The sequence below is a fragment of the Nonomuraea sp. NPDC003201 genome (assembly GCF_053590415.1).
In genome coordinates this window covers 115,300-134,145 of the sequence record NZ_JBSFTC010000003.1, presented here as the reverse complement: position 1 = coordinate 134,145, position 18,846 = coordinate 115,300, and the positions used below count along the sequence as shown (strand labels likewise).

Genomic DNA, 18,846 nt, shown 5'->3' with positions numbered 1-18,846 from the left:
TTAGGCGGACCGAAATTTGACCGTATTCACCAGCGTCCCGATTCCCTCCACCGTGGCCCGCATGGTGTCGCCGTCCTTGAGCGGGGCGATCCCGGCGATGGTGCCGGTCGCGACGATGTCCCCGGGCATCAGCGTCATCCCGTCGGACAGGTCGGCGATGAGCCTGGGCAGCCCGAAGACCATCTGCCGGGTGTTGGCCCGCTGCCTGACCTCGCCGTCCACCTCCAAGGTCAGCTCCAGCTCCTGCGGGTCGGGCACCTCGTCCACCGTCGCCAGGTACGGGCCCGCGGGCGCGAAGGTGTCGAACCCCTTCGACTGGTCCCACGGCACGTTGCGGGCGATGTTGGCCAGCTGGAGGTCGCGGGCCGTCATGTCGTTGATCACGGTGTATCCGGCGACCGCCTCGCGCCACCGCTCGGCCGGCAGGTCCCTGGTCACCTTGCCGATGACCACGGCCAGCTCCACCTCGTGCTCCAGGTGGCGGGTGCGGGCGGGCGCGATGACCGGGTGGCCATGGCCCACGAGCGCGGACGGCGGCTTGAAGAACAGCACCGGCTCCGGCGGCACCTCCAGGCCGCTCTCGTCCGCGTGCTCCTGGTAGTTCAGCGCGAGGCAGCAGATCTTCGTGCAGGTGGCGACGGGCGGCTCGAAGATCACCGCGCTCTCGTCCAAGGTGGGGCCGTCGTGGCCGGCCACCAGCTCGGTCAGGCGGTCAAGCCCGTACGAGTCCAGGGCCGCCACCGGGTCGGACCCGAGGTCGGCCAGGCTCACGAGCTCGCCGGGCGCCCGCCGGGCCACCAGCTCGACGGGACCGGAAGGGGTGCGCCGAATGCGTCCAAGAAACATGTCCGTAAGCCCATCAAGGCCCTGTGACCTCCACAAGCACCGAAATTTGCGCTTAGACCCGCTTCTTGCTCTCTTTCTTGTGGCCGGGCGAGGTGCCCCCGTTTGATGGTCGGCATGACCCGCACTCTGGACGTCAGCCGCGACCTCTACACCCATGCCCAGCGCTACATCGCGGGCGGCGTCTCCAGCGACGCCCGCCGCACCGCGGGCGTGCCGCTCTACGTGGACAGGGCATCGGGAGCCAGGCTCTGGGACGTCGACGGCAACGTCTACACCGACTACGTGCTCGGCCAGGGCCCGGCGCTGCTCGGCCACTGCCCGCCCGCCGTGGTGGAGGCCGTCGCCGCGCAGGTGGCCCGCGGCATCGTCTACTCCGCCCAGCACGCGGCGGAGGCCCGCGTCGCCGAGCGGCTGTGCGCGATGGTGCCCTCGGCGGAGCGCGTCCGCTTCAACACCGTCGGCTCCGAGGCCGCGCACGCCGCCTGGCGCCTGGCGCGCGGCTTCACGGGACGGCCCAAGATCCTCAAGTTCGAGGGCCACTACCACGGCTGGCTCGACCCGGTCCTCTACAGCGTCCACCCGTCCCTGGACGACGCTGGACCGCAGGACCACCCGCGCCCCGTCCCCGGCACCGCGGGCCAGCCGCCCGCCGCCGACCTGGTGATCTGCCCCTGGAACGACCTGGACGCGCTCGCCCGTCTCATGGACGAGCACGCGGGACAGATCGCCGCCGTCGTCACGGAGCCGGTGCTCTGCAACACCGGCGCCATCGAGCCGGACCCCGGCTACCTGCAGGGGGTGCGCGCGCTGTGCGACCGCCACGGCAGCCTGCTGATCTTCGACGAGATCATCACCGGTTTCCGGCTCGCCCCGGGCGGCGCCCAGGAGTACCTCGGCGTCAGCCCCGACCTGTCGGTCTTCGGCAAGGCGATGGCGGGCGGCATGCAGGTGTCCGCGCTGGCGGGGCGGGCGGCCGTGATGGACGCCATCTCCTCGGGCAGGGTCGCGCACGCCGGGACGTTCAACTCCCAGCCCGTCGGCATCGCCGCCGCCGAGGCCACCCTGCGCATCCTGGACGAGCAGCGCGAGGAGGTCTACGGCACCCTCTACGCGCGGGGGCGGCAGCTCATGACCGGCCTGCGCGAGGCCGCGGCCAAGGTGGGCGTCCCGATGCTGGTGGACGGGCCGGGGCCGGTCTTCCAGACGTACTTCACCGACGCGCCCGCGGTACGCGACTACCGCGACTTCGCCGGGACCGACCGCGCCATGATGACCCGCCTACACGCCGCGCTGCTCGACCGCGGGGTCAACATGGTGCCGCGCGGGCTGTGGTTCCTGTCCACCGCCCACACCGAGGCCGACGTCGCCGCCACCGTCGACGTCTTCGAGGACGCGCTTCGGTCGCTTCCGCTCGGTTGAGATCACCAGCGCCACGCCGACCAGGATGACCAGGCCGCCGACGACCACCTGGGTCGTGATCGGCTCGTCCAGCACGAGCGCGCCGAGCGCGACGGCCACCGCCGGGTTGACGTAGGCGTAGGTGGACACCAGCGAGATGGGGGCGTTGCCGAGCAGCCACGAGAACGCGGTGAACCCGATCAGGGACCCCACCAGCACCAGGTAGGCCAGCGCCACCCACGATCTGGTGGTGACGGCCGACACGTCGAGCCGCTCGCCGACCCCGGTCCCGAGCACCAGCAGCCCGGCGCCGCCCACGACCATCTCGACCGCGCTGGTGGCCAGCGCGTTGGCGGGCATCTGGATCCTGCTCGACAGGAACGAGCCCACGGCCCAGGACACCGAGCCGAGCAGGACCACCACGATCCCGACGCCGCTGCCGCCGTCGGCGCCGGTCAGCGACAGCGCCGCGACCCCGCCGAGCCCGACCAGCACGCCCGCGAGCGTGAGCGTCTTGGGACGGTCGCGCACGGCGAACCTGAACACGACCAGCCACAGCGGCACCGAGGCCACCAGGAGCGCCGCCAGGCCCGTGGAGATGTACTGCTCGGCCACCGCCAGCAGCCCGTTGCCGGTGGTCAGCAGCAGCACGCCCACGACGGCCGCGCCCAGGAACTGCCGGCGCGACATCCTGAAGGCCGACGGCCCCGACCGGATCAGCAGGAAGCCGGCGAGCAGGGCGGCGGCGGTGATGAACCGCAGGGCCCCGCTGAGCATCGGCGGGATCGACTCGATGGCGACGCCGATCCCGAGGTACGTCGAACCCCAGACCACGTAGACGACCGCCAGGGCGCCCCAGACGAGGACTGTGGGCCGACTGTCAGTGGTGTCCGTACGCATGGCTCATGACTGTACCGGGCGACCCCGACAGAACTCTCGCAGGTATCAGACATCGCACTATGGCGGGATATTAGCGATCAGCGGCATTCACGCCACTGTCCTCCCACCTGCGGAAATGACACGATCCTTCGCAGTAACCCGCTACGAAGGGAACGATCCCCCGATGTCCGACAACTCCGCCGCGCTCGCCCACTTCGCCGCCCGCCTCGCCTTCGAGACCGACGTCTCGGACGTGGCCGCCGACCTGGCCGCCGGGGTCCCCGGCGTCGTGGTCGTCGACTCGCGCAGCCGGGAGAGCTGGGACCAGGGCCACATCGAGGGCGCCGTGCACCTCCCGACCGCCGAGATCGCCGCGAGGGCGCCCGGCCTGGTCCCGGGCGAGGCCATGGTCGTGACGTACTGCTGGGGTCCGGGGTGCAACGGCGCCACCAGGGCGGCCCTGGAGTTCGCGAAGCTGGGCTACCGGGTCAAGGAGATGATCGGCGGCTTCGAGTACTGGGCGAGGGAGGGCTTCCCCGTGGAGACCGCCTCGGGCGTCACCCGGCGCCCCGTGGACGCCCTCACGGCGCCGGTGTCCGGCGCCGCCTGCGCCTGCTGACGGCGCACGGCCCGCAACACCGGACGAATCAGCCCGAAACCGGCCGCTTCCCTACCACGACTTCCGGCCTCCGACCTGCGGAAACGCGCCGAGCCACGTGGTGTTGGACGAAACCGCGGCACCTCGGCCAGAAACACACAGCCAGAACGCGCGCGAGGGCGGAAGATCGACGCCTGAAAGAATTGGCGCCCCCGTCCGAATCCCGTCGATCGGGGGCACTGGAGAACATACCCGGATCTACACGGGTCAACCAATGAGTTCACAAGAGTCAATGCGTGAGTTCGCAAAGATGACATCGATTGTCAATGCCATCCTGTTCCCCAGGTCATACGAAAGCCCACAACAGTCACACACGACTCCGTAATGCACACAGAGGGGCGGTGACTCCCGGCCGGGGATCAGACCAGCCCCAGGAGCGTTTCCAGCCTCAAGAGACGCCTCAGGCCCGTACGGCGGGCAGCACGAAGTGCCCGCGGGCGCGGACCCCGCCCGTGACGCTCGGTGCCGAGAGGCGGCCCGGCACCGAAACGCTCAGTCCCGGACCCTCATCGGGGCCCGAGCTTCTCCACGATCAGCCGGTACAGCTGGCGCGGACGGCCAGGCTGCGGTGTGCGGTTCGGCGGTAGCGGCCACGCGAGTCCCTCGTCAACCAACGTGCGCAGCAACCGCCGAGCCGTACGCGGCGTCACTCCCAGCATCTTGCCCGCGCCCTCGGCGTCCACCACGGTGTCTCCGCCTTCGAGCTTGGCCGCGAGCCGGGCCAGTACTTCCACCCCCTTCGGTTTGAGTGCGTTGGACCCGGTCGGTGGCATCCGGGGGGCCGGGATGAGTGCCCGCCCCTCGCGATCCACCGCGAATCCCTGTGCCTGTTTGCCCGCCTGCGTGCGGGCCAGTGCCGCCCGGGCGTGCGACTCCGCGTCATGCGTCGTGCGACCCATGCCCACGCCGACCTCGACCGCCAGTCCCAGCTCGTCCCTGATCCTGGCCGCGAACGGCAACACCCTGAACCCGTCCGTCGCCGCCGCGATCGAGCCCCTGGTAGCGGTAACCAGATAGCTGTGATCGTCGATGGGCCAGACGGTGGCGTTGATCCGGTTCGCCTCCTGGACCAGGAGCCGATGCAGTGACAGCCGCAGCTCGTCGCGCCAGTAGCGGGGGGCCGCGCGGCGCACGGGTTCGCGCAGCGTCGGCACCTCCACCAGCACCACGGTGAGCTGTGACTCCTCCAGCCGGTGGTGTGCCCCCAGCAGCGCCGCGGTGTGCAGCGCCGTGCGGACCGCCGCCGAGGTCGGCCTGATCCTGATGACCGGTACGCCCGCGGCGTGCAGGCGTTCGGCCACCGCGGGGAGGCACGTCAGTGCCCCCGAGGTGGCCCCCTGCCTGGCCAGACGTTCGTGGTAGGCCGCGATCGTGCCGGTGGCTCCCGGCTCGTCGCGGCTGTGCACGTCCGTCGCGGGGATGCCGAGGTCGGTGTACGCCTCCTCGACATCGGCCCTGCTCACCACGTCGATGCTGACCCGCTGGGGGTCGATGCGAGTGTCGAGCGCGGCCTTGGCCAACGCCGCCACCAGTGCTGCTCCGCCGAGTTGGACGTACGTCGCCGGCATCGTCAGCACACCGGAACGCCTGGCCAGGTCATAAGGGACCGGGCTGGCGAACAAGCATGCGTCGACTCCGGGTCCGAGCCGCGTCACCTTGTCGGGCGCCTCCTGTTCGTCGCGGTATGCGGCCGCGACCAGGCGACACGGCAGCGGAGCCGCGGCATGACCCATCAGCATGACTCGCTCGACCAGGTCGTGGGGTCCGACCACGCCGATGGTGAGGTCCGGTGTCATAGCGCCCGGGCGTGACACTCGGGGAGTTTCTTCGGCCCTCTCGACCAATGTTCGTCCCATCCTGCCGTCCGTTGCAGTGCTCTCTTTTGGAACGATCGCTCGCGGGGGCCGTAATGTCACGCCCGACTTTTCCGGAAAGTCGTTCAGGTTGACCGCCCGACAAGATGTCCTAGCAGCTCAACGAGGTTTTTCTGGCGTTTTTTAGCGCTCTGAAATCTCTCGTGTAATGTCCGCACCGAGAGCGCGCATTCGGGCGGCGAGATGCGCGTGGCCGCGATCGATGAGGTATCCGGAGTCGATGTGGGTCTCCCCCTCGGCGGCGAGGCCGGCGAGCACCAGGGCGATGCCGGAGCGGAGATCGTGGGCCGTCACCTGGGTGCCGATCAGCGGCGTCCGGCCGCGTACGATGGCCCGGCTGCCCTCGACCTCGACGTTCGCGCCCATCTTGTTCAGCTCTCCGGCCAGGGCGAACCTGCCGTCGAAGATGCGCTCGTGGATGTAGCTGGTGCCGTCGGCGAGCGCGGCGACGGTCATCATCGGCGACTGCAGGTCGGTGGCGAAGCCGGGGTAGGTGTCGGTGATGATGTTGATCGGGCGCAGCGGGCCCTCGCACCGCACGTGCAGGACGGCGCCCTGCCGGGCGAACTCGACGCCCATCTGCTCCAGCTTGTAGCGGACGACGCCGAGGTCGAGGCCCGTGCCCACCAGGCTCAGCTCGCCCCCGGTGATCGCCGCGGCCATCGCGAACACGCCCGCGTCGAGCCGGTCGGGCATCACCGTGTGCTCGACGGCGTGCAGCTCCTCCACGCCCTCCACGGTGATGAACCCCGTGCCGCCGCCGCTGATCCGCGCGCCCATCTTGGTCAGCATGTCGATGACGTCGAGCACCTCGGGCTCCAGGGCCGCGTTCTCGATCACGGTCGTGCCCTTGGCCAGGGCGGCGGCCATGATGAGGTTCTCGGTGCCGGTGTGCGACGGGGTGTCGAGGTAGAGGGTCGCGCCGGTGAGGCCGGACGCCTTGACGTGGATGACGGTCTCGCCCTCGTCCACGAGCGCGCCCAGCCGCTTGTAGCCGAGGTAGTGGAAGTCGAGGTTGCGGCTGCCGAGGTTGCAGCCGCCGATGCCCTCGATGATGGCCTCGCCCAGCCGGTGGAGCAGGGCGGGGGTGAACAGCACGGAACCGCGGAAGCGCCTGGCGATCTCTGCCGGCAGAACGGCGCTGGTCAGCCTGGAGGCGTCGATGACCAGCGTGCGCTCCGACTCGTGCAGCTCGACGTACGCGCCGACCGCCTCGGCCAGCTCGACCGCGCGGCGGACGTCCTCGATGATCGGCACGTTGCGTAGAACGGTGCGGCCCTTGGCGGCGAGCAGAGCCGCACCGATCATGGGGAGCACGGCGTTCTTCGCGCCCTGGATGAACGCGGTTCCACGCAGTGCGTTGCCACCGCGCACGCGGTAACGGACCATTCGTGCGGCTCCTTGAAATCAACGGTGAGGCTCGATCGGGCCAACAGTAGTCGGTAACACCAACTGGCCCAGCCGAATCATCCGCTAAAGGAAGCCCCCGTGATGCGCTCATATGCTTCTAGGTATCGCTGCCTCGTGCGCTCCACGATGTGGTCAGGAAGCGCAGGTGGGGGGTTTCCGGAGGATTTGTCCCATCCCGATTCGGGCGATAGCAGCCAATCGCGTACAAATTGCTTGTCGAAAGAGGGCTGTGAGTGGCCCGGCTTCCACTCGTCGGCCGGCCAGAACCGCGACGAGTCAGGGGTCAGCACCTCGTCGCCCAGGGTCAGCGTCCCGTCGGCGTCCCAGCCGAGCTCGATCTTGGTGTCGGCCACGATGATGCCGCGCTCCCCGGCGATCTCCGCGCCGCGCGTGTAGACGGCCAGGGTGATCCGCCGCAGCTCCTCGGCGGTCTCCTTGCCGACCTCCTGGACGACCTGCTCGTACGAGATCGGCTCGTCGTGCTGCCCCATGGGCGCCTTGGTGGACGGCGTGAAGATCGGCTCGGGCAGCCGGGAGCCGTCCTCCAGCCCGTCCGGCAGCCGGACCCCGGAGACCGTGCCGTCGGCGCGGTACTCGTTGAGCCCGCCACCGGTGAGGTAGCCCCGCGCCACGCACTCGACCTGCACCATCGTCAGCGGCTTGCACAGCACGCTGCGGGAGTCGTCGCCCTTGCCCAGGATGTGGTTGGGAACGACGTCCTTGAGCTGGTCGAACCACCACAACGACATCTGCGTGAGAATGGCCCCCTTGTCGGGGATCTCGGGCTCCAGCACGTGGTCGAAGGCCGACAGGCGGTCGGAGGCGACCATCAGCAGCTTGCCGTCGTCGGTCTGATAGAGGTCGCGTACCTTGCCGGAGTGCACGTGCTTCATCGGGCGATGTCCGTCCTGTGGTGGGAGCCGCGCAGCTCGATCCGGCCGACGAGGTCATAGGCCGCCCGGCGCGCGCTCTCCTGGTCGGGCCCGTGGCCGACCACGGCGAGCACCCGCCCGCCGGCGGAGACCACCTCGTCACCCTGCCGCGCGGTCCCGGCGTGCAGGACGTACGCGTCGCCGCTCTCCTGCGGCCCCTTGATCACGTCGCCCTTGACCGGCGCCTCGGGGTAGCCCTCGGAAGCGATCACCACGGTCACGGCCGAGCCGTCCTTGAACACCGGGTCGAGCCCCAGCTCGCCCGTCGCGCACGCCATCAGCAGCCCGCCCAGCGGCGTCTCCAGCCGGTCGAGCAGCACCTCCGTCTCCGGGTCGCCGAAGCGCGCGTTGAACTCCACGACCTTCGGCCCCTTCGAGGTCAGCGCCAGCCCCACGAAGAGCACGCCCTGGAAGGGCAGCCCGCGCCGGGTCAGCTCGCCGATCGTCGGGTGCACGATCTCCCGCATGACCTGCTCGGTCAGCCCGTCGGGCGCCCACGGCAGCGGCGTGTAGGCGCCCATGCCGCCGGTGTTGGGACCCTCGTCGCCGTCGTAGGCCCGCTTGAAGTCCTGCGCGACCTGCAGCGGCACCGCCGTGCTGCCGTCGCACAGCGCGAACAGCGACACCTCCGGCCCGTCGAGGAACTCCTCGATCACCACGCGCTCGCACGCACGCGCGTGCGAGAGTGCCCTGTCCCTGTCATCGGTGACGACCACGCCCTTGCCGGCCGCGAGCCCGTCGTCCTTGACCACGTAAGGAGCCCCGAACTCGTCGAGCGCGGCGGCCGCCTCCTCCTCGGTGACGCACGTCCTGGCCCGCGCGGTCGGCACGTCGGCCGCCTTCATGACCTCCTTGGCGAAGGTCTTGGAGCCCTCGATCATGGCGGCGTCCTTCGACGGCCCGAAGCACGCGATGCCCGCGTCGCGCACGGCGTCGGACACCCCCGCGACGAGCGGCGCCTCGGGCCCCACGACCACGAGATCGACCCGCAGCCGCACGGCCAGCTCGGCCACCTGCCCGGGGTCGAGCGGATCGACGGGATGAAGGGCCGCCACCTGCTCGATGCCCGGGTTGCCCGGGGCGCAGTGGAGCTCGCTGACCTGGGGATCGAGGCTGAGGGAACGGCACAGGGCGTGCTCACGCCCTCCGGAACCAATGACTAGAACGCGCACGAGGTCCATTGTCGCAGGCCCGCAGCCTGGCACAGGCTAGGGCCTCGGCCACACCAATCGCCGGAATAGGGCCATAACTTTGTGGAGTTCTACCTGAGTCGAGACGGTCCTGGCGAGTATCGTCAAAGAAGTTCACCCGGCTGTGGTAAATTAGGGCGGCTTCGCGGCGTCCCAATGTGATTGGAGGTGGTCCGGGATGAATCCTGGTGATCCCAGCAGTACGTGCTCGTTCACGTACACCTCGTATACCCCCGACCACTCCAATCCGGCAGCCTGATCGTGCCTCCACGCATTCTGTGAGGTGAAGTTTCATCGCGCGTGGAGCGTGCCAGGTCGGGCGGAAAGGGACTGCCATGCGCTCGTCCACGCTTTTCCGTCGCATCAACCGTCACCCTCTTCAGACGCGCACCGCGCTCCAGCTCGCAGAGCCGGTGCGTGACATGTGCGTGCCCCCCGTCGACTCCATCGTCGAGTACGGCGCCTACGTCCAGGGCAGGAAGGTCGCCACCACCGGCATCGTCGAGGCGCTCAACCTCGTCCGCGAGCGCAACAAGGAGTCCGACGGCGCCAACGCGTTCGTCTGGGTGGGGCTTCACGAGCCCGACGCCCCCGAGGTCGAGTGGCTGGCCGAGGTGTTCGACCTGCACCCGCTCGCCGTCGAGGACGCCGTCAAGGCCCATCAGCGCCCCAAGGTCGAGCGGTACGGCGAGTCCCTGTTCATGGTGCTCAAGACCATCGCCTACCTCGACCACGACGAGCTGACCGCCACCAGCGAGATCATCGCCACCGGCGAGATCATGGTGTTCCTCGGCCCCGACTTCGTGGTGACGGTGCGGCACGGCCACCACTGCCCGCTCACCGTGGTCCGCGAGCGCCTCGAGGACAAGCCCAAGCTGATGAACCGCGGCCCCGCCGGCGTCCTGCACGCCATCTCCGACCACGTCGTCGACCAGTACCTCCAGGTCGCCGACCTCATGCAGCTGGAGCTGGAAGAGGTCGAGGCGACGGTGTTCGCCGACGTCAGCTCCCGCGACATCAACCGGATCTACCAGCTCAAGCGGGAGATGCTGGAGATGAAGCGGGCCATCACCCCGCTGCAGTCCCCCCTGGCCGCGCTGCCGCAGCGTCGCGTCATCCCCTCGGACATGCGCGAATACTTCCGCGACGTCGGCGACCACCTCTCCCGGGTCTGCGAGCAGGTGGAGTCCTCCAACGAGCTGTGCAGCTCGATCCTGCAGGCCGCCCTGGCCCGCTCGAACGCCCTGGCCAACGAGGACATGCGCAAGATCTCGTCCTGGGTGGCCATCCTGGCCGTGCCCACCATGATCGCCGGGATCTACGGCATGAACTTCGACTTCATGCCGGAGATCCACTCGGTCTGGGGCTACCCCGCGGCGCTGTCCGTCATGGTCACCGCCTGCGTGCTCCTGCATCGGGGCTTCCGCAGGAACGGCTGGCTCTAGACCCCCACCGGCTTCAGCGGGCCCACGGGCTCGGGCAGCTCCATGCCCCGCTCCCGCCAGAGCTCCCGCATCCGGTCGGGGTAGTCGGTGACGATCCCGGCCACCCCCAGGTCCAGCATCCGCGCCGCCAGGCCGGCCTCGTTGACGGTCCACACCGCCACGTCGAGGCCGGCGGCCCGGGCCTGGGCCATCAGCGCCTCGTCCACCATGGCGTGCTCGGGCGAGAGCGTGGTCGCCCCGGCGTCGCGGGCGGCGGCGGGGATGTCGTCGCCCAGGTCGTCGTGCCAGTGGAGGGTGTCCAGCTCGATCAGTGCGAACCGCCGCGCGCCCGGGGCGAGCCTGGCCGCATGGGTGATGATCCGCCAGTCGAAGCTGAGCACGGCCACGTTGTCCAGCCTGCCGTGCCGGTCGAGCTCCTCGACGACCAGCTCGGTGAACAGCTCGGGGTCGGCCGTCAGGTGGGGCCTGGTGGGGTCGGACTTCAGCTCGACGTGCAGCCGTACGCCCTCCGCCTCGTAGGCGTTCACCAGCCCCAGCACCGCGCCGAGCGTCGGCATCCTGGTCTCGGGCATGGCGACCTGCGTCAGCGCGAACGGGTCGTCGGGGTGGCGCGGCAGCCGCACGCCCACGTCGAGCATGCGCAGCTGCGCCAGCGTGAGGGCGTTGATCGGCTTGCCGACGTAGGGGTAGAGCGGATCGTCGGCCCTGAGCGGCCGCCGGTCGGCACTGGTCACGGCGGAGACCGTGAGGTCGTGCGTGAGCACGAGCCGCCGATCGGCGGTGAGGGCGACGTCGAGCTCGAGCGCGTGGACGCCGAGCTCCATCGCGCGGCTCATCCCCGGCAGGGTGTTCTCCGGCCAGAGGCCACGAGCTCCCCTGTGACCATGTATCTCAACGCGCACACCGGGGACCCTACCTGGCCCGGGTCACGACTCGGCGGTGCCACGCCGTGTCCTTTTTATCCTGCTACGCCCCGGTCAGCGGTGGAGGGCAGACCATAAGCTGGACATCATGACGGAGGTTCTCAAAACTGCCCATACCGCAACAGTTCGGGCCTGGGTGGACGGCTGGGTGATCTCCCGCAACGCTCCCCGACCCGTACCGGTGCCGTGGGGCCTGCGGGTGGACGTGGGCCTGCCCGGCCACGTGTCCCGCCACATCGTCGCCGCCCCGACGCCGGAGGCCCTCCACCGCCTGACCGCCACCCCCATGACGCCCGGGACCTGGCTGAAGCTGTGCGCCTCCACCGCGGACGTCGGCCCCCTCCTGCCGGAGCGGTGGGCGGTCCAGGAACCGGAGTTCATGATGACGGCGCCCCTGACCCGCGGGACCTACCAGGCTCCCCCCGGCTACACGCTGGCCGTCACGACCCGCGCCGGGGTCACGGCGGCCCGCCTGCTGACGGCCGGGGGCGAGGTCGCCGCCAGGGGCCAGTTCGCCCTGGCTGGCCGCACGGCCGTGGTGGACCAGGTGGAGACGGCGGGCAACCACCGCCGCCGCGGGCTCGGCAGCGTGATCATGCGTACGCTGGCGAGCACGGCGGCGTCGCGGGGGGCTCATACGGGCGTCCTGGTGGCCACGGCGGAAGGCCAGGCCCTCTACGAAACCCTCGGCTGGACCCTGCACACCCCCATGACCGCCGCCGTGCTGAGGAGCCCTACTCCTTGAGGCTGCGCAGCATCGGCGGGTGAAGGAGCTCGGCGGGGCCGCGGCGGTAGAGCTTGGCCGGGCGGCCCCCGTCCCTGGTCGTCGTGGCCCCCGTCTCCACCAGGAAGCCCTCGGCCTTGGTGACCTTCCGGTGGAAGTTGCGCGGGTCCAGGAGACGGCCCCAGACGATCTCGTACACGCGGCGCAGGTCCGCCACCGTGAACTCCGGCGGGCAGAAGGCCGCCCCCAGCGGCGTGTACTCCAGCTTGGCCCGGGCCCGCTCGATCCCGTCCTGCATGATGCGGCGGTGGTCGAAGGCCATGACCGTGAGCGAGTCGACCGGCTGCCAGCTCATGTGGGCCTTCTCCGAGGCCGGCAGGTCGGGGGCCAGGCCCAGGTAGGCGACGCTCAGGACGCGCTGGCGCGGGTCGCGGTCGGGGTAGCCGTACGTCTGGAGCTGCTCCAGGTGGACCGGCGCGCCCGGGAGGCCGGCACGTTCGGCGAGGATGCGGTGGGCGGCGGCCGGCAGGTCCTCGTCGAGCTGGATGAAGCCGCCGGACAGGGACCAGCGCCGGAGGAACGGGGGATTGTCCCGGCGCCATACCAGGGCGCTCAGGGCGTGGTTTCGCACGGTGAGCACGACCAGGTCGACGCTGACCGGGATGCTCGGGACCATGCAGGCACGCTACACGTTGTCAGTAGTCGGCAGGTAACCGTGCCTACGTGACAATCCGAACGTGCAAGGGCTCCGTGGTGGCCTGGCCCGACGGACCCTTGACGGTGACCTGCACCCAGTCGCCGGCCGGCACCTGGGTCCAGTCGAACGGCACCCACGCCGTGACCATGCCCTCGGCCAGCCCTTCCTGCCTGGTCTCGTCCAGCCAGCCGACGGCCGGCACGGACAGGTCCTTCGTCCCGCCGGACCACGTGATCGTGACGGTGCTGTCCTTGAAGTTGTAGCCGCGTACCTCCACCCCGTCCTGGACGTCGCGGGCCTTCCTGATCGCGTCCACCGCGATCGGCCGCCGCCAGTCGGTGGTGATCTCCTTCTCGAGCGACGGCGTGCCGCACGTCATGAAGTCGCTCCACATGTAGGAGACGACCTTCTGTACGTAACGCCCGGCCATGGTCACGGCCTGGTCCAGGCGCTTCTTGTCCGTCTTGCCGCGAGTGCCCTGCGGGGCGCACGGCTCCTTGCCGGAGGGCTCGAACGCCTCGACGTTCGCCCACAGGTCCACCTGGAAGCCGGCCGCGACCATCTCCGCGCGGGCCGCCGCCATCTCCCGGTAGTAGTCCCGCGTGGAGCCGTAGTAGGCCGTCCCGTACGTCGACTCCCCCACCACCGGGCGCAGCCGCTCGTCCACCTCGTCGTCGCGCTGGTCCGGCCAGAACAGCCCCACCTTGCCGGTCCCCCGGCTGTCCTGCGGCGCGATGATGCCGACCCCGGTCTTCGCCAGCGCCTTGAACGCCTCGGCCACCTGCTTCGGCGACTGCCCGAAGGGCACCCTCCTGCGCGCGTCCATGTAGGGGCTGATCAGGATGGGCTTGCCGAGCTCCTGCTCCACGATCGTGTGCTGGTCGGCGTAGACCTCCAGCGTCGGGTTCGTGGCCAGGGTGTCCGCCATCTGGACCTCGAACGGCTGGTAGACGCCACCGAGCGAGTCGCGGTTGGCGAACCGCACGCCGTAGTCCTGCAGGATGCGCCGCGTCAGCGTGGTCAGCGTGCCGAGATGCTTCTTGTACGCCCTGGTGGGCGTCTTGGGGTCGCGCGGCGCCAGCGGCAGCGCCGGGAAGATCCGCATGCCGAACTGGTCGCCCAGGTCGAGGAGCTTGGCCAGGCTGTCCTCCTCCGACCCGGCCACCAGGATCATGTCGTACGAGGTGGCCTTGCCGGAGAAGTCGCACGTGGCGTCGTCGGAGCCGTCCGGCTGGGTGAGGAGCCGGTAGTAGATCCGCTTGCCCGCCTTGACGGGGTGCTCCATCTGCGGGCAGCGGAACAGGTTGGTGCCGAACGACTCGTCCGTGCGGTAGACGTACGTGCGGCCGATCCGGTTGCCGGGGTTGGCCTCGCGCAGATCCCGCTCGGCCGCGTCGTGACAGGTGAGCCCGTCCTCCTCACACGCCTTGTAGAGCGGGTCGAGCTCCCCGTCCCTCGTCAGGATCTCGCCCGAGTCGGAGACGGTGCGGAACTGCAGGCCGTACCCGATCCGGATGATCGTGTCGCCGCCCACGCTGTGGATCTCCTCCAGCTGGCTGCGCCAGGTGCAGGGGTTCGACCTGGGGGTGATCCAGTAGCCGGTGACGGCGTACGGGGCCCGCTCTCTGGTCTCGAACGTTCCACAGTTGTCGGTGAACTCGGGCACCTTCGGCGTGGGGTCCGACGGCGACGGCTTGGGCGTCGAGGACGAGGCCGTGGGCGCCGGCTCGTCGGACGGGGGCATGACGATGACCACGGCGGCGATCACTGCCAGGATCGCTGCGCCCACGACGAGTAAGAGCCAGCGCACGGTCAGGAACCTACCCCCGCTTGACCCCGGCCCAGGACTCAAGCTGGGTCACGAAGCGCTTGGCCGAGTTGGGCCAGTGGTGGTTGGCCCGGGCCGCCGCGTAGCCGCGCGCACCCTGCGCCCGCCGCTCCCGTACGTCGTCCCGCAGCGTCAGGACGGCCTGCGCCACGGCCTTGGGGTCCTCCCAGGGCACCACGACGCCGCTGTCATAGCGCTCCACCAGCTCGACGGCGCGCGGCGACGGGGTCGTGATGACGGGGATGCCGTGCGCCATGTACTCCACGATCTTCGTGGGCATCGAGTGGCGGTAGTTCGGCTCGTCGTGCAGCAGCGACAGCCCGGCCAGCGCCCCGTCGAGCCGCTTGAGCGCCTCGTCGTTGGGCATGAAGTCGCGCCACTCCAGCAGTCCCTCGGTGACGGCCTGGTTGAGCATCGGACGGCTCTGCGGGTCGGCGTACCCGATCAGCTCCACGGCCACCCGGTACGGCTGCAGCAGCTTCGCCACCTCGACGGCCTCGAACACGCCCCTGGCCCTGGACAGCCAGCCGAGGTAGACCACCCGGTCGTCGCCGGGAGGCGTCACGGAGTCGGGCACCCAGGTCTCGTTCGGGACGATCAGGTGGGCGTGCTTGAACCTGCCCGCGTACGCCGTCTCGGCCAGCAGCAGGTGCATGTGGCGCTCCGCGGTGCCTTCCAGCATGCGGGCGAAGAACCGCACGGGAGGCCGCAGCGGCGCCGGCAGCCACGGCTTGAGCGAGAGCGTGGCGGGGGTGTCCTCGTGCACGTCCCACACCACGGGCGGCCGGTTGCGCACACCCCAGATGGCGAACAGCAGCTCGGGGTCGTGGATGAGGACGAGATCGACCTTGTCGCGCATGCGTTTGAACAGCCGCCGGGCGGCCCAGACGGCCGACATCCGCTTGCGTTGGGCGGCACGGGGGAGGTCGACGCCGGTCACCCAGGGTCGCGGGACGACCCCGTGGGCGGTGAACGAGGCGGCGTACGTGACCTCATGACCGGCATCCACAAGGGCACGAATCTGCCTGTGCAGAATTCGAGCATCCTCGGGGTTATGCACCACCGTCATGACGAGCACGTGCACTGCGCGCAGCCCTCCGTCGCTACAGCCGCTCGACGCGTTCACCCTCGGTGAGCACACCGCGGGTGTCGAGCACGAGCCGGGCGTTCTCCTCGACCATGTCGAGGTCGAAAGCGGCGTGCTGCTGCAGCAGCAGCGTCACGTCCGCGTCGATCACGGCCTTGGCCAGATCCTCCTCACGCGGCACCGGGGTGCCGTCAACCGCCCACTCCTTGACATAGGGGTCCGCGAACGAGAGCTCGGCGCCCAGCTCCAGCAGCGCACGCGCCACCGGGAGGGCCGGAGTTTCGCGTTCGTCGGCGATGTCCGGTTTGTAGGTGACGCCGAGCATAACCACCCGGGCGCCGTTCACGGCCTTCTTATGCCGGTTCAGCAGTCGCTGGACGCGGGCCACCACGTACGACGGCATCCGCTCGTTGATCTCCTGCGCCAGCTCCACGAACCTGAACGGGTAGCCGAGCTTGCGCACGGTGTACGACAGGTACGACGGATCGACGGGGATGCAGTGCCCACCGACGCCCGGACCGGGCAGGAACTTCTGGAACCCGAACGGCTTGGTCGCCGCGGCCTCGATCGACTCCCACAGGTTTATGCCGAGCTCGTCGCAGAAGATCGCCATCTCGTTGACGAGGGCGATGTTGACGTGCCGGTAGGTGTTCTCCAGCAGCTTGGCCATCTCGGCCTCGCGGGTGCCGCTGACCGGCACCACCTGCTCGATGAACTGCCCGTAGAACGCCGTGGCGCGGTCGCGGCAGGTCGGCGTGTAGCCGCCCACGACCTTGGGGGTGTTCCGCAGGCCGAACTTGGGGTTGCCGGGGTCGATGCGCTCGGGCGAGAAGGCGAGGTGGAAATCCTTGCCCGCGACGAGCCCCGAGCTCTCCAGCAGCGGCCTGGCCACCTCATCGGTGGTGCCCGGCCAGGTGGTGGACTCGAGCACGACGAGCGTGCCCTTGCTCAGGTTGCGGCCGACGGCCTTGGTGGCGCCCTCCACGGCGGACAGGTCCGGTCGGTGGTCCTCGTCCAGCGGGGTGGGCACGCAGATCACGATCGTGTTGCTTCTGGCCAGCACGGTCTCGTCGAGCGTGGCGCTGAACCCGTTGGCCAGCATGTGCTCGAGATCGGCGTCGGCCAGGTCATCGATGTACGACTGCCCGGCGTTGAGCGCGTCGACCTTGGCGCGGTCGACGTCGAGGCCGACGACCCGCAGGCCGGCGGCGACCGCCTCCTTGGCCAGCGGCATGCCGACATAGCCCAGGCCGATGACAGCCAAGTCGATTTCTGTCACAGCAGCGCCTTAGAGAGCCGGAAACAACACTTCATGGTCGCAAAGGTTATCTCAAGTCCACCTAGCTCACGCCTAATGCGACCGAACACGTCAGAAGTGACAGCCAACACGAAGGTCAACATTAGGCAAGCGACCGGTATAGGGCTTGATAAGTCTCGGCAACGCGGCTCCAAGTCCGCTTCGCCGCCACTTCCGCCCGTCCCGCCTCACCCATCTCAGCGCGCCGGGCCGGGTCCTCCCGGAGCCCCGCGATGGCCTTGGCGAGCGCGGCCGGGTCGCCCGGAGGGACGAGCATCCCGGCGCCGTCCGAGCCCACGAGCTCGGACAGAGCGGGCAGATCGCTGAGTACGACGGGCTTTCCGAGCGCCATCGCCTCGACGGGTTTCAATGGCGTAACAAGTCGGCATACCCGCAGGTCCTCTCGCGGGCAGGCGAAGATGTCGATGGCGTCCTGCGCCTGCAACGCCTCGTCGGGGCCGACCCGGCCCGGCAGGATGGCGTCGCCGAGGCCCAGCTCGTCGACCAGCGCCAGAAGGTTCTCGCGCTCGGTGCCGTCGCCCACGATGAGGACCTTCACGGGGGTGCCGTCGTCACGCAGCAGCGCGGCGGCCCGCAGCAGGGTGGCGAAGCCCTCGTAGGCCACGATGCTGGACACCGAGCCGACGACGATCTCGCCGGGGGCGATGCCGTACGCGTTCCTGAACGAGGCGCCGTCGTAGTGGGCGGTCAGCAGCGAGTCGTCCACGGCGTTGGGCGCCAGGTGGATCTTCTCCCGCGGCACGCCACGCTCGACGATCTCCGTGGCCATGGTCTCGGCCAGCGTGACCACGGCGTCGGCCTCACGCATGAGGAACGCCTCGCGCTCGCGCTGGAGCACCTGCCGCTCGCTGCCCACCCGGATCGGGTCGCGCGAGGCCCAGGTCTCCTCCAGGAAGCCGCGTACCTCGTAGACGAACGGCGTGCCCGTCCTGTCGCGCACCGCGTGGGCCATGGAGCCGTTGCGGTGGTCGGTGGCGGCGTGCAGGACCTGCGGCTTGAGCTCGGTGACGAGCTTGGTGACCGCGTCGGCGCCCCTGATGATGCGCCCGCGCGTCTCGAACGGCATCTCGCCGTGGCCGTCGGGCAGCAGCCGGTAGTAGGGGATGCCGTCGATCTCCTCGAACGGCGCCGCGTCCGCGTGCCCCTGCAGCATCGGCCAGCCCCAGCTGGTGACCACGTGCGGGTCGAGCCCGGCGGCTTTCTGCGAGGTGACAATACGGTGCGTGCGCACCGTGTACCCGGCCTGCGTGTACGGCAGCGCGTTCGTGACCATGTGCAGCACCCGGCCCGCGACGCGGTCGGTGATGGCCACCTTCGGCCCGGGCGGGATCGGGTCAGGGCTGATCGCGGCCAGCTCGCCCCGGTAGTAGGCGGCCCTGCGCTTGACGAACGGGTACTTGGTGTGGGCTTCGAGTGCCTCGGCGGCCTCGGTCACCCTGCCGGCGTCCCACAGCTCTTTGGCCTCGTTCCACGGCCCCTTGACCACGCGCATGCCGAACTTGCGCACGATGCGCCGGGCGCGCCGGGCGACGGGCCAGGCGACGCTGCCCACGACGGGACGCAGCCGGGGCGGGAGCGCGTCGGCGGCGGCCTGGGCCACCCGGACGGGGTCGGATTTGACCTTCGTCACGACGACG

General features: G+C 69.9%; 15 protein-coding genes and 1 pseudogene. 4 read left to right on the top strand and 12 right to left on the bottom strand.

The genetic code is table 11. From position 1 onward, the window contains the following. A complete protein-coding gene (locus ACWDX9_RS03160) occupies positions 1–846 on the bottom strand; it encodes a fumarylacetoacetate hydrolase family protein (RefSeq protein WP_364253988.1) in 846 nt (281 codons plus the stop codon). A 105-nt stretch (positions 847–951) separates the two neighbouring features. On the opposite strand from ACWDX9_RS03160, the pseudogene ACWDX9_RS03155 reads away from it, so the two are divergent. Next, positions 952–2,112, top strand: a pseudogene (locus ACWDX9_RS03155) (aspartate aminotransferase family protein); the annotation flags it as partial. Positions 2,113–2,124: 12 nt separating this feature from the next. Here ACWDX9_RS03155 and ACWDX9_RS03150 read toward each other — a convergent pair. Continuing rightward, positions 2,125–3,144, bottom strand: coding sequence for an EamA family transporter (locus ACWDX9_RS03150; RefSeq protein ID WP_449948342.1), 1,020 nt, complete (start codon positions 3,142–3,144; stop codon positions 2,125–2,127). A gap of 163 nt (positions 3,145–3,307) precedes the next feature. Between ACWDX9_RS03150 and ACWDX9_RS03145 the strand changes: the two genes are divergently transcribed. After that, a complete protein-coding gene (locus ACWDX9_RS03145; RefSeq protein WP_449948339.1) occupies positions 3,308–3,742 on the top strand; it encodes a rhodanese-like domain-containing protein in 435 nt (144 codons plus the stop codon). A 545-nt stretch (positions 3,743–4,287) separates the two neighbouring features. Here the strand turns inward: ACWDX9_RS03145 and ACWDX9_RS03140 are convergent. From ACWDX9_RS03140 to purD, 4 genes are all read right to left on the bottom strand, one after another. After that, complete coding sequence (locus ACWDX9_RS03140; RefSeq protein ID WP_185069825.1) at positions 4,288–5,577, bottom strand: GTP cyclohydrolase IIa; 1,290 nt, start codon at positions 5,575–5,577, stop codon at positions 4,288–4,290. A 201-nt stretch (positions 5,578–5,778) separates the two neighbouring features. Continuing rightward, complete coding sequence (murA, locus tag ACWDX9_RS03135; protein WP_350732587.1) at positions 5,779–7,044, bottom strand: UDP-N-acetylglucosamine 1-carboxyvinyltransferase; 1,266 nt, start codon at positions 7,042–7,044, stop codon at positions 5,779–5,781. Between the two features lie 77 nt (positions 7,045–7,121). Further along, the gene (locus ACWDX9_RS03130) at positions 7,122–7,958 is read right to left on the bottom strand and encodes a phosphoribosylaminoimidazolesuccinocarboxamide synthase (protein WP_449948336.1); all 837 of its coding nucleotides are present in this window, start codon (positions 7,956–7,958) and stop codon (positions 7,122–7,124) included. Next, positions 7,955–9,169 (bottom strand): phosphoribosylamine--glycine ligase, encoded by a 1,215-nt coding sequence (gene purD / locus ACWDX9_RS03125; protein WP_449948333.1) that lies wholly within the window; start codon positions 9,167–9,169, stop codon positions 7,955–7,957. Before purD ends, ACWDX9_RS03130 begins: the two co-directional genes overlap by 4 nt. A gap of 440 nt (positions 9,170–9,609) precedes the next feature. Between purD and corA the strand changes: the two genes are divergently transcribed. Further along, positions 9,610–10,632: a magnesium/cobalt transporter CorA gene (gene corA / locus ACWDX9_RS03120; protein WP_449948330.1), complete on the top strand. Its 1,023-nt coding sequence runs from the start codon at positions 9,610–9,612 to the stop codon at positions 10,630–10,632. Here corA and ACWDX9_RS03115 read toward each other — a convergent pair. Next, a complete protein-coding gene (locus ACWDX9_RS03115) occupies positions 10,629–11,534 on the bottom strand; it encodes a glycerophosphodiester phosphodiesterase family protein (protein WP_449948327.1) in 906 nt (301 codons plus the stop codon). The two genes, corA and ACWDX9_RS03115, sit on opposite strands and share 4 nt — an antisense overlap. A gap of 109 nt (positions 11,535–11,643) precedes the next feature. Between ACWDX9_RS03115 and ACWDX9_RS03110 the strand changes: the two genes are divergently transcribed. Continuing rightward, positions 11,644–12,300, top strand: coding sequence for a GNAT family N-acetyltransferase (locus ACWDX9_RS03110; protein WP_449948324.1), 657 nt, complete (start codon positions 11,644–11,646; stop codon positions 12,298–12,300). Here ACWDX9_RS03110 and ACWDX9_RS03105 read toward each other — a convergent pair. The 5 genes from ACWDX9_RS03105 to ACWDX9_RS03085 form a co-directional block, all read right to left on the bottom strand. Next, positions 12,290–12,955 (bottom strand): NUDIX hydrolase, encoded by a 666-nt coding sequence (locus tag ACWDX9_RS03105; RefSeq protein WP_350732578.1) that lies wholly within the window; start codon positions 12,953–12,955, stop codon positions 12,290–12,292. The two genes, ACWDX9_RS03110 and ACWDX9_RS03105, sit on opposite strands and share 11 nt — an antisense overlap. Positions 12,956–12,998: 43 nt before the next feature. Beyond that, entirely contained in the window at positions 12,999–14,786 is a 1,788-nt protein-coding gene (locus ACWDX9_RS03100) for a DUF4434 domain-containing protein (RefSeq protein ID WP_449948321.1), read from the bottom strand. A gap of 10 nt (positions 14,787–14,796) precedes the next feature. Next, the gene (locus ACWDX9_RS03095; protein ID WP_350732575.1) at positions 14,797–15,888 is read right to left on the bottom strand and encodes a glycosyltransferase; all 1,092 of its coding nucleotides are present in this window, start codon (positions 15,886–15,888) and stop codon (positions 14,797–14,799) included. Positions 15,889–15,907: 19 nt separating this feature from the next. Then, complete coding sequence (locus ACWDX9_RS03090) at positions 15,908–17,170, bottom strand: nucleotide sugar dehydrogenase (protein ID WP_449948319.1); 1,263 nt, start codon at positions 17,168–17,170, stop codon at positions 15,908–15,910. A 121-nt stretch (positions 17,171–17,291) separates the two neighbouring features. Next, positions 17,292–18,839: a glycosyltransferase family 4 protein gene (locus ACWDX9_RS03085; RefSeq protein ID WP_364254024.1), complete on the bottom strand. Its 1,548-nt coding sequence runs from the start codon at positions 18,837–18,839 to the stop codon at positions 17,292–17,294. Between the last annotated feature and the right edge of the window lie 7 nt (positions 18,840–18,846).